Annotated in this window: 15 protein-coding genes and 1 riboswitch; of the genes, 2 read left to right on the top strand and 13 right to left on the bottom strand. The window is 35.8% G+C overall.

Annotated elements, in window-relative coordinates:
- Position 1 precedes the first annotated feature (1 nt).
- From pseH to AB1K81_RS14635, 12 genes are all read right to left on the bottom strand, one after another.
- The gene (gene pseH, locus AB1K81_RS14690) at positions 2-550 is read right to left on the bottom strand and encodes a UDP-4-amino-4,6-dideoxy-N-acetyl-beta-L-altrosamine N-acetyltransferase (protein WP_412977422.1); all 549 of its coding nucleotides are present in this window, start codon (positions 548-550) and stop codon (positions 2-4) included.
- Entirely contained in the window at positions 537-1,625 is a 1,089-nt protein-coding gene (pseG, locus tag AB1K81_RS14685; protein WP_412977421.1) for a UDP-2,4-diacetamido-2,4,6-trideoxy-beta-L-altropyranose hydrolase, read from the bottom strand. The genes pseH and pseG overlap by 14 nt, the downstream gene beginning before the upstream one ends.
- Before the next feature lie 3 nt (positions 1,626-1,628).
- Positions 1,629-2,342, bottom strand: coding sequence for a cytidylyltransferase domain-containing protein (locus AB1K81_RS14680; RefSeq protein ID WP_412977420.1), 714 nt, complete (start codon positions 2,340-2,342; stop codon positions 1,629-1,631).
- A gap of 2 nt (positions 2,343-2,344) precedes the next feature.
- Positions 2,345-3,544 carry a UDP-4-amino-4,6-dideoxy-N-acetyl-beta-L-altrosamine transaminase gene (gene pseC / locus AB1K81_RS14675; RefSeq protein WP_412977419.1) on the bottom strand — a complete coding sequence of 400 codons (1,200 nt, stop codon included), beginning with the start codon at positions 3,542-3,544 and terminating at the stop codon, positions 2,345-2,347.
- An 18-nt stretch (positions 3,545-3,562) separates the two neighbouring features.
- Positions 3,563-4,501 (bottom strand): dTDP-glucose 4,6-dehydratase, encoded by a 939-nt coding sequence (locus AB1K81_RS14670; RefSeq protein ID WP_412977418.1) that lies wholly within the window; start codon positions 4,499-4,501, stop codon positions 3,563-3,565.
- 46 nt (positions 4,502-4,547) lie between these two features.
- The gene (locus AB1K81_RS14665) at positions 4,548-5,135 is read right to left on the bottom strand and encodes a class I SAM-dependent methyltransferase (RefSeq protein WP_412977417.1); all 588 of its coding nucleotides are present in this window, start codon (positions 5,133-5,135) and stop codon (positions 4,548-4,550) included.
- Between the two features lie 14 nt (positions 5,136-5,149).
- Complete coding sequence (locus AB1K81_RS14660) at positions 5,150-6,634, bottom strand: capsular polysaccharide export protein, LipB/KpsS family (RefSeq protein ID WP_412977416.1); 1,485 nt, start codon at positions 6,632-6,634, stop codon at positions 5,150-5,152.
- A gap of 18 nt (positions 6,635-6,652) precedes the next feature.
- Positions 6,653-7,648, bottom strand: a complete 996-nt coding sequence (locus AB1K81_RS14655; RefSeq protein ID WP_412977415.1) for an SDR family NAD(P)-dependent oxidoreductase — start codon at positions 7,646-7,648, stop codon at positions 6,653-6,655.
- 247 nt (positions 7,649-7,895) lie between these two features.
- On the bottom strand, positions 7,896-9,131 hold the full coding sequence (locus AB1K81_RS14650; RefSeq protein ID WP_412977414.1) for a surface carbohydrate biosynthesis protein: 1,236 nt from the start codon (positions 9,129-9,131) through the stop codon (positions 7,896-7,898).
- 14 nt (positions 9,132-9,145) lie between these two features.
- On the bottom strand, positions 9,146-9,442 hold the full coding sequence (locus AB1K81_RS14645; protein WP_412977413.1) for a hypothetical protein: 297 nt from the start codon (positions 9,440-9,442) through the stop codon (positions 9,146-9,148).
- Positions 9,435-9,995 (bottom strand): hypothetical protein, encoded by a 561-nt coding sequence (locus AB1K81_RS14640; protein ID WP_412977412.1) that lies wholly within the window; start codon positions 9,993-9,995, stop codon positions 9,435-9,437. Before AB1K81_RS14640 ends, AB1K81_RS14645 begins: the two co-directional genes overlap by 8 nt.
- 61 nt (positions 9,996-10,056) lie before the next feature.
- Positions 10,057-10,761: a BMQ_0737 family morphogenetic spore coat protein gene (locus AB1K81_RS14635; protein WP_412977411.1), complete on the bottom strand. Its 705-nt coding sequence runs from the start codon at positions 10,759-10,761 to the stop codon at positions 10,057-10,059.
- A gap of 236 nt (positions 10,762-10,997) precedes the next feature.
- On the opposite strand from AB1K81_RS14635, the gene AB1K81_RS14630 reads away from it, so the two are divergent.
- Together AB1K81_RS14630 and AB1K81_RS14625 are read left to right on the top strand one after the other, a co-directional pair.
- Positions 10,998-12,041, top strand: coding sequence for a hypothetical protein (locus AB1K81_RS14630; RefSeq protein ID WP_412977410.1), 1,044 nt, complete (start codon positions 10,998-11,000; stop codon positions 12,039-12,041).
- 1 nt (position 12,042) lies between these two features.
- Positions 12,043-12,450: a M67 family metallopeptidase gene (locus tag AB1K81_RS14625; protein WP_412977409.1), complete on the top strand. Its 408-nt coding sequence runs from the start codon at positions 12,043-12,045 to the stop codon at positions 12,448-12,450.
- 632 nt (positions 12,451-13,082) lie between these two features.
- Here AB1K81_RS14625 and AB1K81_RS14620 read toward each other — a convergent pair.
- A complete protein-coding gene (locus tag AB1K81_RS14620; RefSeq protein WP_412977408.1) occupies positions 13,083-14,285 on the bottom strand; it encodes an aspartate kinase in 1,203 nt (400 codons plus the stop codon).
- A gap of 122 nt (positions 14,286-14,407) precedes the next feature.
- Positions 14,408-14,674: riboswitch (Lysine riboswitch) on the bottom strand.
- Positions 14,675-14,822 lie beyond the last annotated feature (148 nt).

Below are 14,822 nucleotides of genomic sequence, written 5' to 3'. Positions count from 1 at the left end.
ATCATCCCTCCTTTTTGTACATTAATCTATACCTAATCTCTTTCCATTTTGATTGAAATAATGCCAATTGCAACACATCAATATAGTTATTTTCCTTCTTAATATGATCAACTAATCTTCCTTCATATTCAAAGCCTAACTTTTTATGGAACTTGAAACTAACCTCATTAGTTAATAAAACCTGTGCACAGACTTTATGCAAATCCATCTCATGAAAGGCTTTATTTAAAGCAAGTATACCCATTACAGTACCTGATCCTTTCGGTGCTTTCTCATCTCCTATATAAAGTCCCCATTCGCAGCGATTATGTTCTTTACTTATTTCTTGTAAGCTTACTACACCAATTGGTTTCCCTTTATAAGTTAATACATATACCTCTTTATCTGCGGTTTCTTTAATACTTTGAAACCAGCGAAGGTGATCCGCCCATGTAATATGATGATTGGAATACATTACATTTTTTACCCTGGGGGAATTCCGCCACTCTAACACTTGTTTTAGATCATCTTCCTTTATGACTCGTAGCTCATAATCTCTAATTTCTGACATCATCCTCTTCTCCTACTAGAAGTTTTACTACTGGATTCTCAGTAGTTAACATAAAATCATCTTTAAACAAACTAATTCTCTCTATCATTCGTTGAACAATCGATGGGTCGGTTAATAGTTTATTCAATACGACAGCTATTTGCTTTACTGTTACCTCTTCACCTTTCCCTAAATGATAGATAACACCAGACTGTAGCAGATGGTTAAGAACTTCGCGTTGATTATCAGCGGTTTCAATCGTGATGGAGGGTAGATCCATAGCAATTCTCTCCCAAGTCGTAACACCACCTGCCCCTATTGCTAAATCAGCCTTTAGCATCAAAGGAGCTAAAGAAGGAACTTGCGGGAAAAGCCTAATACCGTCGAGATGACCAAAATGCTCTAGAATAAGAGGTTTATCCGGATTGGAACTCCCTATCACAACGTCGTAAAGAATTTCCTTTTTCCTTACTATGGTAATTGCCTGAAGAACCTTCTTCGTCTCACCTGTAGGATCGCTTCCTCCAAATGAGATAAGTATCCTTTTTACAGTATGTGAGCGAGGTGGAGTTTGACTATGCCGATATACTTTATCTAGTAATAGATAGGAAGGACCTAATAATTGAACCGCCCGCTTAGGTAATAGTCCATCATAGCGGTTTTCCATATTTGCTACTAAGTTCTGATCGAGTAATAGCTCACAATCATGATTTCGATTGGCTAAATCGTCAATAACCATTATTTTCTTTACCCGTTGACGCATCCTTTGCTCCCAATGAAAATCCAGCCCGTAATGATCTACTACGAGCCAGTCAATCTCTTCCATATCCTTCATTCTCTCTATACACTGTGCTATATCTATCTCCCAATATCGCCTATACCAGTCTAACTGACTTAACTTTGAGTCTAATTTTGGTAGAACAATTACGGAAGAGGTGAACTCTTTCATCTCTTCCAGTATATTACCGGGTAAATTTCGACTAATAAAGGTTACTTTTACACTTCTTTCAAGTAATTCATTTGCTAATATTAGACATCTCTTTACATGACCCGTACCTAATTGACGTGATGCATCCACTCGAAATACGATATGCATTAACTATCCGTCCTTTTGTTTTACATCTTTATTTATCAACATCCAATCCGGATTATTTGCTAATAATTTGACTGCATCTTCCATTGTAAAAAGGGGATTACTTGGATATAACTCGGTAATAATCTTCTTAATAAGTTGAAAATCTTCTTTCGTATCGACCGTCCAGCGATAATTACTATAATCCGTATTATTTAAGACATTAAAAGTTGAGAAGTGATTTCGAATATATGGAGTGACATGCTCTCTATCTAATGGTGATTCAGCTTCAAAATTGGCTCTTTCCAGTGCATCCATTGAAAACACCTCCGTGTCCATACCTCTCGGAAAAGACCGTTTAATCGTATTCGAACAATAGGAAGTGCCTTCTTTTAAATAATCTATTATGACACGATCTATTATATTCGAATCTATAATTGGACAATCACCGGTTAGTCTAACTATTGTACTAGCAGAGAACTGCTTTGCAGCTTCATAGTATCTCCCTAGAACATCCGCTTCATCACCACGATAGTAAGGAATTGAATTAGCTTCACACCAATAGATAATAGCATCATCTTTTACATTATTACTTGTTGCAATAATCACTTGATCAAGAGCTTTTGACTGTTTCACACGTTCCACTTGATAGTCAATGATAGGCTTATCAAGTATTGGTTTTAATACTTTACCAGGCAATCTTGTTGAACCCATTCGAGCTTGAATGATCGCTAGAATCATTGTTACACCTCATAATAGGAAATGACTTTTTTTACAGCAGAAATGACATCCTCCACATCAGACGGATTCATTTTTGGAAATAGTGGTAGTGTAATAATGGTTTTATATATGGCTTCCGCGTGAGGACAAAGTCCTTTTTGATATCCAAGTTTTTGATAGTAAGGATGGAAATAAACAGGGATGTAGTGGACATTCACACCAATATTCTCTTCAATTAATGCTTTAAATATAGCTTGGCGGTTATCGCGTAGTTTGGACAAATCTAGTCTTATCACATACAAATGCCAGCTAGACTCTCTATCGTCATGAACTTTGGGTACAATTATTGGATTTAATGTTTGGAAGGCTTCTGTATAAGTAGTTGCAATTGCTTTTCGCTTTAGTAGAAAATCTTCTAATTTAGCTAGTTGACTAATGCCTAGTGCAGCTTGGATATCCGTCATTCGATAATTATATCCAAGCTCATGCATCTCGTAATACCATGGTTCATTATGATTCGTTAATAAGTGCTTATCTCTTGTAATTCCATGACTACGGAATAAGATTAGTTTCTCATAATAAGATTTGTCATTAGTTGTAATGATGCCACCCTCTCCAGTAGTTATATGCTTAACAGGGTGGAAGCTAAACATCGTCATATCAGCAATAGATCCTACCTTATCTCCATGATAGGTAGCACCAAGCGCATGAGCTGCATCTGCAATCACAACTAATCCATGTCCTTTTGCAATTCTCATAATCTCTTGATAATCAACCGGGTTACCAGTATAGTCTACGGGAATAATAGCTTTCGTCTTATGATTAATTTTTGTGGTTAGTTGTTCCGGGGATATTAAATAGGTTTCTGGATCAATATCAACAAACACTGGCTTTGCACCGCAATAAAGAATACAATTAGCTGTTGCGGCGAATGTTATAGGAGTAGTTAGCACCTCATCACCAGAAGTAATTCCTGCTGCAAAACAGGCAGCATGCAGAGCTGCTGTTCCATTAGAAAATGCTACCGCATAGTTGGTTCCAACGTAACCCGCAACCTTTCTTTCAAAAGCCGTAATATGCGGACCTGTGGTCAACCAATCTCCTTTTAAAACATGAATAACTGCTTGCATATCTGATTCATCAACCCATTGACTACCATAAGGTAAATACATGTCTCGTACTGGTTTCCCACCATAGATTGCTAATTTTTCACCTTTTGCCATCAAGTACACCTTTTTCTTCTAGGAATTCAAACGAATCCATTCCTCTGTTTTTTTTATTCCTTGTTCCAGCGTATAGGTTGGCTCCCAGCCTAATAGATCCTTTGCCTTTGAATAGTCGCATAACAATTTGGGTATCTCGCTTTGCGGATGAATATGGGGAACATATTTTATTTTCGTATGATCACTTTCTATCAGTTTCGCTAACTCTTCTATTGAAATATCTTTTCCAAGACCCGCATGAATCACTTCACCCTCTACACTTTCATTGTATCCAGCTTCTACAACAAATCGTGCACAGTCTTCCACATACAACAAATCCCTGGTTTGCTTCCCATCTCCATATATTTGTAAATCTTGATTAGCTAACTTTTTCTTAATGAATATCGAGACTACTCCTCCTTCTCCTGTGGTCTTTTGAAATGGTCCATACGTGTTAAATGGCCGCAGTATGGTTACTGGGAGATTATACGCATAATAGTATGATAGAACTAACTGTTCAGCTGCCAATTTAGAGCCTGCATAAGGGGAAGCTGGCTTTATAGGATCTATTTCTTGTATACCTTCTCCCCCTAATGCACGGTCATACACCATACAAGTACTCATGAAAATAAGTTTAACCTTTTGTTTTCGGCAGCACTCTAATAAATGAAAAGTACCTACCACATCATTATCGAAAGTTGTCCTTGGATGATCGATACTGTCCTGAACATTAATACTTGCTGCTAAATGATAACAAATGTCAAATGATTGCTTAAACACATCTTCCAATAGTGTTCGATCTTTTATATCTCCAATAATTAATCCCTGGTAATTCGGGAATTTCTCAAATTCTGTTAGGTTTTGTTTTCTACCGTTGGTTAGGTTATCCAACACCGTTATTTGATGTCCATCCTCCAGAAGACATTTTACTACCCATCTCCCGATAAATCCCGCTCCACCAGTAACTAGTACATTCACATTTTTCACCCTTTCTACATGGACACGATTTTCTATAAAAATTCCTTTACTTCGAAAATATTCTTAACGTATAAAGTTCCAAACCTGCATCTTTACAGTTGGACTCTTCTATTTGTTTCAAACCATATTGTTCAAAGACTTTACGATAATTTCGAGGGAATAATCGCCAGTTTTCTGCTTCTTCAGCTTCAATCGTAATGAGATACTTCCCCGTAACTCTAGCAATCTCTTCAAATACCCACTCACTGTCAGGGTGGATATGCTCAAGAACTGCCATAGTAAAGGTCAGATGATAATTAGATTCTGGAATGGTTTGTATGATTTCCTCTATTGGAGAGCAAATTATTTCTGCCTGTTTAGCCATTGCTGGATACGTTTTTTTTAATAATTTAACAGCTTCTTCGCTAATCTCAATCCCGGTCAGATTGTGATAGCCTTCTTGATATAAATGATTTAGATTTCTGCCAACATTACAGCCAATTTCCAAAATACTATCTGGTGATTTTGCGTATTTTTTTACATATTCCCCTAAAAATTCACTTCTCTTTTTAGGTTTAATATAGGTTTCTGGTTCACTTTTGTGCTTCCAATAATCATGAATATCGTTTAATGACTTTCTCTCCTGTTTACTCATGCTTCATCCTCCTATTATTCTTTCATTAATTTGTCTACGAGCTTCCTTAGCCTATTTCCAGATGAGAATTTCATCGGATATGCATGCTTTAGAAATTCCTGCTGACTTGCTACAATTTGTTCTCTTCTAATATTTGTCATATACTGTCGCACCTTGTCTGCTAATGCCTCTGGTTTTTTTTCAACAAATTCATAATCTGGTGAGAAATAACCTGTATTACCCTCAAAATTAGTTCCAAATATGAATACTGGTTTACCTAAGATCATTGCTTCTAAACCTACAGTAGAAGAATAAGTCGCTACAATATCTACATTATGCAGAATGTCGTAAAGCTTATACTTCGTGATTGATTTAACAAATGGGAATATTTCCGTTAAGGAATGTGACTTTTTAGTGGGATAATCCTTTAAAATAATATTCAAATCGGTATTACTGGATAATGCTTTAATAAAACGTTTCCAGCCTTTCAAATTTTTATTTCCACGGACGGCTATTAAAAGTGTCTTCTTTGAAGGATCAATACCTAATTGTTGATGGAACACTTCTCTACTTATTTTTGGTGGATGCCTCATTAAATCAAACCGTGGGTGACCAATAACCTCAATCGATCCATCTGGTGCCCCATTCTTGTAAAACCATTCCCGTTCATAAACCCCGTGCACAGCGTCCACCCTAGCAATTTTAGGCAGATACCCAATTTCACTAGAAATAATACCGTGTTGCATACATATTGTTGGAATGCCTTTCGTTTTTGCAACTATAACTAATACACGACTTTCCAAGTAATGAGTTGACGGAACAACTACACAAGCAACATTATTCTTCGTTAAAAAATTTTCTGCTTCTTCAAAACGATTAATTATCTTCGTAAGTTGCATAAAAAATACAGAGCGAAACTTGCTATTCGAATAGAGAATATGATTTTCATATCTTTGAAAAATCTTTTTGGCCATACTTTTAACCTTGCCTATAGATCCACTCGTATCAATAGTATATTTGTCAAAATAGTCAACAGGTATGGCAATTGCAGTTTGGTTAGCTGTTTTGGCATTTTTAATTTTCTTAAATACCAATCCTTTCATTTGTTGGGCTGGTTTCCCTTTCACTATTTGTTTAGAACTGTCCATAAGTGAAGGGGATGGGCCCTCACTTAACCGAATGATTGGGTAACCCTTAAAATTCATCGTAAAGGTTTGCATGGGCATTCTTAGGAGATTATAAACATCATGGAAGACTATTTTTCCTTTTTTCGGTTTTGAGCTTTTTTGTTCCATCGTATTTAGGTAACGATTAAATTCTTCCTGAATTTCACGGGAATCTGTAATGATATGTTTGCAATGATGAATAAAATCCTTTTTATAGAAATTTGGCTCTATTTCTCTAACTAAGCTTCGGAAATGACATAAATAAGGTAAGGAATATCCACGATAGGTTAGTTCTTTATAGTCATTTAAAAAATCAAGATACATAGACCAATAGTTTTTAGTGAAAGTATCCATTAATTCTCACAACCTTAACTAGATTAGTTTTTCACTTAATAATAACGACCGAAGCTTTTCCTTAGATAATGGGGTTTGGGAATGGGAGTTGTAATATGTTGCTTCTGCTTTGTTTACATTAGGATAACTAATCGTAGCACTTCTGGGTATGATAAACATATCCGATGTTTCCCATGCCTTCTTTGCCTCATCTTCTGTCATCAATTCTTCATACATTTTTTCCCCTATCCGCTTTCCAACCACCTGAATCTCTACATTATCTTTGTCTATTTGTTCACGTTGACATATTTCTTCTAGCACAACTTCAGCAAGTAAACCTATTCGAACAACTGGCATTTTTAACACAAATACTTCCCTACCCTTCGCCTCTTTCATTGCCTGAATGGTTAGTTTCGTCGCTTGGTCTAAAGTCATCATAAATCGTGTCATAGTAGGATCTGTAATGGTGATTTTACGTTCATTCAAAATGCTCTCTATAAATAATGGAATTACGGAACCTCTTGACCCCATTACATTTCCAAAGCGAACACAAGCAAAAGTCGTATCGATTAACCCACTTCTGTTTGCTTGAATAATTAAACGTTCGGCAATAAGCTTACTTGCCCCATATGCGTTAGTTGGAGAAATCGCTTTATCTGAACTAGTAAAAATTACTTTTTCTACTTGTTGACTAATTGCTGCTTGAATTACATTTTGCGTTCCTAGTATATTTGTCTTCACAGTCTCGAATGGGTTTGCTTCACTAAAGTCCACTCGTTTCATGGCAGCCAAATGGAATACTAAATCTACACTTCGCATGGCCTCATTAACGGTATCATAATCTCGAATGTCCCCGATAATATAGTGTAAAGTCTCCTCTTCTCCTAATTCCTGTTGTAAAAGCTGTTGTTTGTGCTCATCACGACTTAAAATAGTAATTCTTCTAGGCTTTTCGGGGAGAATAGTATTAATAATGCTCTTCCCAATAGTACCCGTTCCACCTATTACTAAAATATGCTTTTCTTTAAAATACATCTTGATTCATTCCTTCCCTCATATCGTTGTTGTCAGGAGGAGCTATACTTCTATATGTATATTAACTACAGGGTAATTGGTTAAAGACCGCTGCCTATTAAAGAATATATTATTTCATTCTGTGCTCTAAAGAATTAGGGGAGGGCTTGTACAGTTAAACTAATTCCTAATAAAAATCAAACTACGATTAGTAGGCTAAATCATCGATGAATGATTTAACCTACTAATCGTAGTTTGTATAATACATTTATAAGGCTTTTATTTTAAATAGGTTTTGCCCTATTGGTTCGATATCTAAATTACTATTGAGATTTTCTACCTGGTTTATCTTAAGAAAGAAATCTTGGATCTCTTGTTGGGTTAAAGAAAAACGCCGTTTACGTTTTTGCTTTGTCATAATCCCACGGTCTATAATAAGCTTTTGTCTTACTGGTATATCTTGAGCAGGTATTGCTATTTCATTACAATGGTGAATAATAATATCATATGCATACTCTCCCTCTTTCCATCTGCAATATGGTGCCATTACTTTTGGACTATTCACCCTACCCGTTTTTACGTTTAGTTCCTTCATTACTTTACTTACTTCATCTACAGTTCTCAGTCTTTCGCCTAATTGATTTGGCACTTCCTTTGATGTTGATTCTACTGGTAGATATGAAATAACCGGTTTATTTAAATAAAATCCCTCGATTGCGGAAGTACACCCATTATGAATAATAAGCTTCGTGGCAAGTAACCACTTAATTATATTTCCTTCATGAACCACCTTTACATTATTAGCTGTAGAAAAACTTTTCCGGTAAGATTGCATGTCCTCTCCCGGATGGGGCCGAATAATAAATGTTTCATTTGGAAATCGCTCGGAAAGGTCCTTAACTAAATCAATAAAATAGTAATAGAGTTGTTTAATAGATTTAAAATGTGGACTATCAACTTTACCTCTAGGGGTATTGTATAGCGAAAAACGAGTATTAATTAAGATGAATTCTTTATGTTTCTCCTTTAAGACTTGAACATCCGGTTCATAAAGTTGTCGGTATCTAGGTGTTAATAGATCAAATCGTGGGTTTCCTACTATATGGCATTTACTAGCTAAATCAGGATAAGCCTTCGAAATCACATCGTGTTGGAATTCACCCCAGCATAACTCTTTATCAATCAATTTCAACATATCTCTTTTCATTCGATCTTGAATATATCTATCCGCTTGTATAAGTAGTCCTTCTTCATCAAGCTCTACTATACGGTGACCGTTTTGACTTGCTCTTGTAATTACTCGTTTTCTAAAACCATGCGGATATCCTTTGGAAAAGAAAATTCCTTCTGGCAATTGGTCTGAAGCATTTTCTACCATGTAATGGTCTCCGATTACCACTAGGTAACCCTTTCTAGCCGCATGGTATGCTAATAACAGCTTCGCATCGAGCTCTCTTACTTTAACCTCGATCGGTAAATATAGCCAGCTCTTATATTCCCGCAATTTTTTCCAACCTTTCATTCATTATTTTTTTCTTTTAACTGCTGAATGATTTCCTCAAAGGCATGCTTATTTTCCGACATCAATCGATCGATGTCCAGACTCTCACTATTCGTTGCGCTTCCTTTTACAGAAGCCTGTTGATCTGATCGTAAAAATAAATACATCATAATCATGTCAATGGTATGGTTATCTAAAAATATGAAACTAGCGTTATTATTAATTTTTTGTTCTGTTTTTAACATCTGTTGCATCTGCTCTTGTAAATAACGGTCAACTAAGTGTTTAATCGTTAATTCTTGCTGTTCATCCATCTGTATCATCCTCCTTAGCTATTGTTCCTTTAATATGAATATCATTCAATGCATGTTGCCCTTCCTGTATCTCATCACCATATACGAACGCATTTACCCGGAAGGAATACGAAGAATGTGACTTCCATTTTAGTTGAAAGTTGGAAAAGGAGATCTCTTCACCTTTAGCTAGCTTTCCTATATCAACTGGTCTTAACCAATATTCATGTTTGACTTTTGAATCATTGAACCTTTCCCAAGCTTGCGTAACCCGATTCTTTCGTAGAGAATCTTGATATATGTACTTACCAGAAAAGTCAAACTCATTTTCCGATTCAACTCGGATACAGATAAAAGGGTTATTCAAAGCTTGTGTCCCTATGTTTTTAAGATGAAATGTCCCTATACAAAAATTATCGAAATCCCCAGAAGGAAAAATATTAAATGAGTGGGTAAAATAACTAATCACTTGTAAAGCATTATTAGATTTCATAGATTGTATGAGGGCATTGATCTCACGTATATATTTGTTATTTAGCTCTTTCCACTCTTCATATTTACGATTTTGGACCATTAGAAAGCACCTCCACAAAAAATAAAGAGAGGAAAACTCCTCTCTTTAAGCTTATGCTTCATTATGCCTCATTAGTACTGGAACGTTTAGCTGGACCAACATCTACAGAGCTAGGAAATACTACTGGGCATTGTGGTGGGATAGTAGGTGCAGGGCAAGGTGGGAATGGCAGAATATCCCTTGGCTGGCAGAACTCAGCAACAATTTCTAACGTTACATCAAAAGTAGATTGGATACTCTGACATAAACGGACATCAACTGTTACATCAAGGACGTCAATTCCTGTAGTTGTTCCTGCATCACATGCCGCTGTACAAACAAAACAAGATAAATCGGTAAAATCTACATCTATATCTGTGTCCTCAGGTGCGCAAAGAATCACTTGTTCACAGCGTGAGAATTCTACTGTCCCAACCTCAACAGTCACTCCACCTAATTCCGGTACTAAATCTACAAATATAGTTACATCGAAGGTTTTACGAATGTTAACTATTTGTAATGTAACTTCTGCACCGTCTACAACAAATTCTTGATCAACTCGATCTAAGATAACTACTGGGTCAACAGCAGCAGGTTCAACTGTACAAGTTACGGAATCGATGTCAATATCATCACACTCTAATTGAACACCAGTTATAGGGTTCACAGGTAATGGCAAGTCGTCAATAGCTAGATCAAAGTTTGCTTCGTTTACAATCCAGTCATATACTTTCTCCGTGTTAATACAGAGTAACTCCTGCCCTCCTGATAAGTTTCCTGACTTCATTAAGAATACACCTCCAAATTATTTCAATCTTTACACTGATAACCTATGTGAATGTATGTCAAATGGTTTGATTAAAAAGCGGAATTATCATGATATTTAGGAATATAGGTGCATATCATTTAATAGTTATACGATTATACATTCCTATTTTACAAGCATTTCAAAATCATGTGCTTTTGTAACCATTTAAATACATATAAATAAACTATTAATGTGCTGTGTAAAGGGTGACAATAATGTATCAATTTAAATTATATAATGTAACGGAAATTGAAAACTTAAAACAAAAACTGGAGGATTACGAACAAAAACGCATACCTATAAGCTCATATAAAAAAAGTAATAAATTTCCTGAGTTACATCAGGCTTTAAAAGAGTCAAAAGAAAAAAATATACAGTTAAAAGGGGAATTAAAACGGATGGAAACGCAATATGAGGAACAAATTAACCGTTATGAACAACAAGCTCAACATATCATTACCAAATTAGAATCAATTGATGATTCTATCAATCAATTAAAACAAGATATCTCCTTAATAAAAGGGGAGGTAAACAGCTTTCATTTACAGGAAGTAATTGGTAAACTGGACCAGGTTATTGAAAAAACCGATGATAACCTAGCAAAAATAAAAAATGATATAGAACTTCAAAATCAAGACTTCTCTCAAATCAGAGAGAGACTGACACCAAAAGAAGAACCAAAGTCTGTTTCAGCACAATCAGAATATCGTCGAGTGCAAAATATTCTTCATTCCATTACAACTAGCAAAGGAGCCCTAATACAAAGTAATAAAACAACTAGAAAAAAACCAGCACAGTCTAAAAATCCCAGCATAAATAGAATTCCTACCCGGCCAAATAGTAGAAATAACACATTATCTATAAGCCAAAGTAGAAAAAGTTTCGTTAATTCGCAGTATGAGTTGAACAAAAACATTATTAAGAAAAAGAATACACCATCTCCTGTACAAGAGCCAATAACAAAAGAGGAGACTCAGAAAATCATCACTCCAGAACCTATTAGTACCAATAAAGTAGTGAATACAGACTCCCTTCCTGCTACCCCAATCGAAAATAAATCAGAACCCAAAGTACCAGAAGTATCTAAAATGGAGAATGAAGCTTTAGCAAATCCAACTGAAAGTAAAGCAATAAATGCGACACAACAAGTAATGAGCCACGATAAAACGAAAGAATCACCTAACCATCCAAAAGAACAAACAGAAATAAATGCTACGAGTAAACGCTCTTCCTTTTTCTCCTTCTTTAAGTCAAAATAATATGAACCAAACAGAAATTGTAATCCCTAAAGGTCTTTATAGTAAATTATTAAACACCTGTCGCTCGGAGTTACCTTACGAAGCATGTGGATTATTAGCCGGTACATCTAACCAAATCAAATCACTCTGGCCAATGAAAAATGAGTTGAGATCAACAAATCGATTTTTTGTGAGTAAATATGTTGTGGAAGACACAATGAAAAAAATTAACAGCCTGAAACAGGAAATCTTCGCAATTTATCACACTCACCCTAATACAGCAGCCATACCATCTACTATTGATATCATGAATCACCATGATGAGAGTGTGGATATGGTTATCATTTCTTTTAAGTATCATGTACCTATGATGAAATGGTACACCATAGATGATTCATCCTATCGGGAACGCCCTTTTTTAATAATATAGAATTATTCGTCCATTCCTTCTTAACAGAGTAGAAATAAATTATAGTAAACAGAGAAAGGAGTGCGAATAAGATGAAGGCTACAAATATAGAAAGACCTAGGAGGATCAAAGAAGTACAATATTCTAAACTCATCCTTAATACTAGTCAACGGAGAACCCTAAAAGGCATTTCAATCAAAAGAAAGAGCTGTGGCTGCAGCTGGAAACAGTACAGATCATAGGTAAAGTAACATCCCTTCATTTTTTAAAGCGATATCTACAATTCTACTACTTACATCGCTTAAGCACCCGGAATACACCTGGATACACTTCCTATTTTCCTATAAAAGTTAGAAAGAGACTGTAAACATTCGGATAAAGAATGTTACAGTCTCTCTTTTTATACTAACTTCTGACGACAAATTTGAACAGAAGTTAGCTCCATTTAATTTATTCCCACAGTTTGAACAGAGGTTTCGCCATGACCAGTTGATTGGAGATTTGCTCTGCAGGTTGTGCTTGCTGACCACTTTGACTTTGTTGCTGATTTTGATTATTTGATAGATTAATATTTTTCATCATCTTATTTGCCATGTGGGTTCATAGTTTTTTCGTTATATAGTGAGATAAGATACACAAGTTTTAGAGGAAACTTATAGTTCAAACCTTTTGCACAAGAGTTGAACTGCTTTTTCACCATTTTCAATATCTACAACATAGGAAATACTGATTTCTGATGTCGTGACTTGATAAAATGGAGTATTTGATTCAATTAATGTGCGAAATACTTTCGAAGCAACACCCGTCATGTCACGCATCCCTGAACCAATAACGGATACTTTAGCAAATCGGTTTTCTATTTTGAAATAGAGTTCAGGGTATTCTTCTTTTAGATTGAAGAAGATTTTCTGGATTTGGTATTCTTCCGTGTCCTTCATCGTAAATGATAATTGTAACCCTTCGTTATTCGTAATCTGTGAAATCATATCGACATTAATTTCCTCTTGCTCCAAATGAATAAATAATTTATCAAGTAGGTGTGTATCATTTTCAGGATAATTCAATGTCACATGAATCATATCCGGATCAATCGCAACACCTGTGATTGCTTTTTTCTCTATCATTTCAACAGTAGCCATAACCCAAGTTCCTTTCTCCTCTGATAGTGTTTTAGCTAAATAAATAGGAATATTGAAATTCTTTGCAATTTCTACGCTTCGAGATACGAGAACTCCTGACCCCAGCGCACTCATCTCCATCATTTCCTCATATGAAACAACTTGGAGGCGTTTTGCATCAGGATAGATTCGTGGGTCAGTACTATAAACCCCAGCAACATCTGTATAAATTTCGCATGGGCATTGGATTGCTGCTGCAAGTGCTACAGCTGTCGTATCAGAGCCTCCACGGCCAAGTGTTGTTATTTCATTGTCCGTATTAAATCCTTGGAAACCTGCTACGATAAGAACATCATATGTATCGAAAAGTTGTTCAAAAAGCTTTGTATTTATCCTTGAAATCTTGCTCTTTAAATGATGGCCAACCGTTTCGATACCAGCTTGATAACCTGTAAGAGGCTTAGATTTTACTCCAAGATCATTCAGAATAATAGATAGATAGGAGATAGTCTGCTGCTCACCGGTTGTCAGGAGGACAGCCAAATCCTGTTCGTTAGGTGATTGGGTAATCGAGCTCACCTGTCGCAATAGTTCATCTGTTGTTTTCCCCATAGCACTAACAACAACTACTAGCTGTTCCCCCTGTCTTACACGACCCTTCAAGTAGTCTGCAATATCCTTAATTTTCTCTAAACTGCCTACACTCGTGCCGCCAAATTTAAGTACATTTCTTTTCATAATCTTCCTTCTTTCTACGGATGATGCGACTTGCTAGATGGGCCAGAAATTAGGAATAGGATTATCCCAACCATAAAAAAACAAGCCGAGTATTCCGACTTGTTTCAAGATCTGTCCTATATACAAGTGGAAGCACTCCATTATTATTAGAAAAACTCTCATTCGCTTGCCTTTTGGCGAATGTATTAGTTTTTCTTATGCAGACGGGAAAGATTATTATACTTTCCTACCTGCCAAAGAATAATGACAGACTGCATACTCTTAATATACAATCCAACAAAGTCCTATCTGCAAACAGAACTTTATTTCGGCAAAGGCCCCTTTCGCTTACTACAATTTGCAGATTTACATAGTAAGTTACTGATGACATTTGCACCTCATCCAGTGATTATTTAATTAATATTGTAAGTATATGAAAATTTCTTGGAATTGTAAACCCAATAGATTAGGAGTTTATCCGAATTATTAATGCAAAACACTTAAATAATAGTCTATTCCTCAATGTCCATCCCCTTTCCCACTAGTTTTGTAACAAAA

Source organism: Ornithinibacillus jepli (genome assembly GCF_047228935.1).
GTDB lineage: Bacteria > Bacillota > Bacilli > Bacillales > Amphibacillaceae > Ornithinibacillus.
The sequence above is the reverse complement of the archived record's forward strand: the minus strand, read 5'-3'. Positions and strand labels throughout refer to the sequence as shown.

What these genes read in the sequence shown, in the direction of transcription:
- AB1K81_RS14655 (WP_412977415.1), bottom strand. Translation starts at nt 7,648, where the DNA reads ATGTATTTTAAAGAAAAGCATATTTTAGTAATAGGTGGAACGGGTACT.
- pseG (WP_412977421.1), bottom strand. Translation starts at nt 1,625, where the DNA reads ATGCATATCGTATTTCGAGTGGATGCATCACGTCAATTAGGTACGGGT.
- AB1K81_RS14680 (WP_412977420.1), bottom strand. Translation starts at nt 2,342, where the DNA reads ATGATTCTAGCGATCATTCAAGCTCGAATGGGTTCAACAAGATTGCCT.
- pseH (WP_412977422.1), bottom strand. Translation starts at nt 550, where the DNA reads ATGTCAGAAATTAGAGATTATGAGCTACGAGTCATAAAGGAAGATGAT.
- AB1K81_RS14625 (WP_412977409.1), top strand. Translation starts at nt 12,043, where the DNA reads ATGAACCAAACAGAAATTGTAATCCCTAAAGGTCTTTATAGTAAATTA.
- pseC (WP_412977419.1), bottom strand. Translation starts at nt 3,544, where the DNA reads ATGGCAAAAGGTGAAAAATTAGCAATCTATGGTGGGAAACCAGTACGA.
- AB1K81_RS14645 (WP_412977413.1), bottom strand. Translation starts at nt 9,442, where the DNA reads ATGGATGAACAGCAAGAATTAACGATTAAACACTTAGTTGACCGTTAT.
- AB1K81_RS14635 (WP_412977411.1), bottom strand. Translation starts at nt 10,761, where the DNA reads ATGAAGTCAGGAAACTTATCAGGAGGGCAGGAGTTACTCTGTATTAAC.
- AB1K81_RS14660 (WP_412977416.1), bottom strand. Translation starts at nt 6,634, where the DNA reads ATGGATACTTTCACTAAAAACTATTGGTCTATGTATCTTGATTTTTTA.
- AB1K81_RS14665 (WP_412977417.1), bottom strand. Translation starts at nt 5,135, where the DNA reads ATGAGTAAACAGGAGAGAAAGTCATTAAACGATATTCATGATTATTGG.
- AB1K81_RS14630 (WP_412977410.1), top strand. Translation starts at nt 10,998, where the DNA reads ATGTATCAATTTAAATTATATAATGTAACGGAAATTGAAAACTTAAAA.
- AB1K81_RS14640 (WP_412977412.1), bottom strand. Translation starts at nt 9,995, where the DNA reads ATGGTCCAAAATCGTAAATATGAAGAGTGGAAAGAGCTAAATAACAAA.
- AB1K81_RS14620 (WP_412977408.1), bottom strand. Translation starts at nt 14,285, where the DNA reads ATGAAAAGAAATGTACTTAAATTTGGCGGCACGAGTGTAGGCAGTTTA.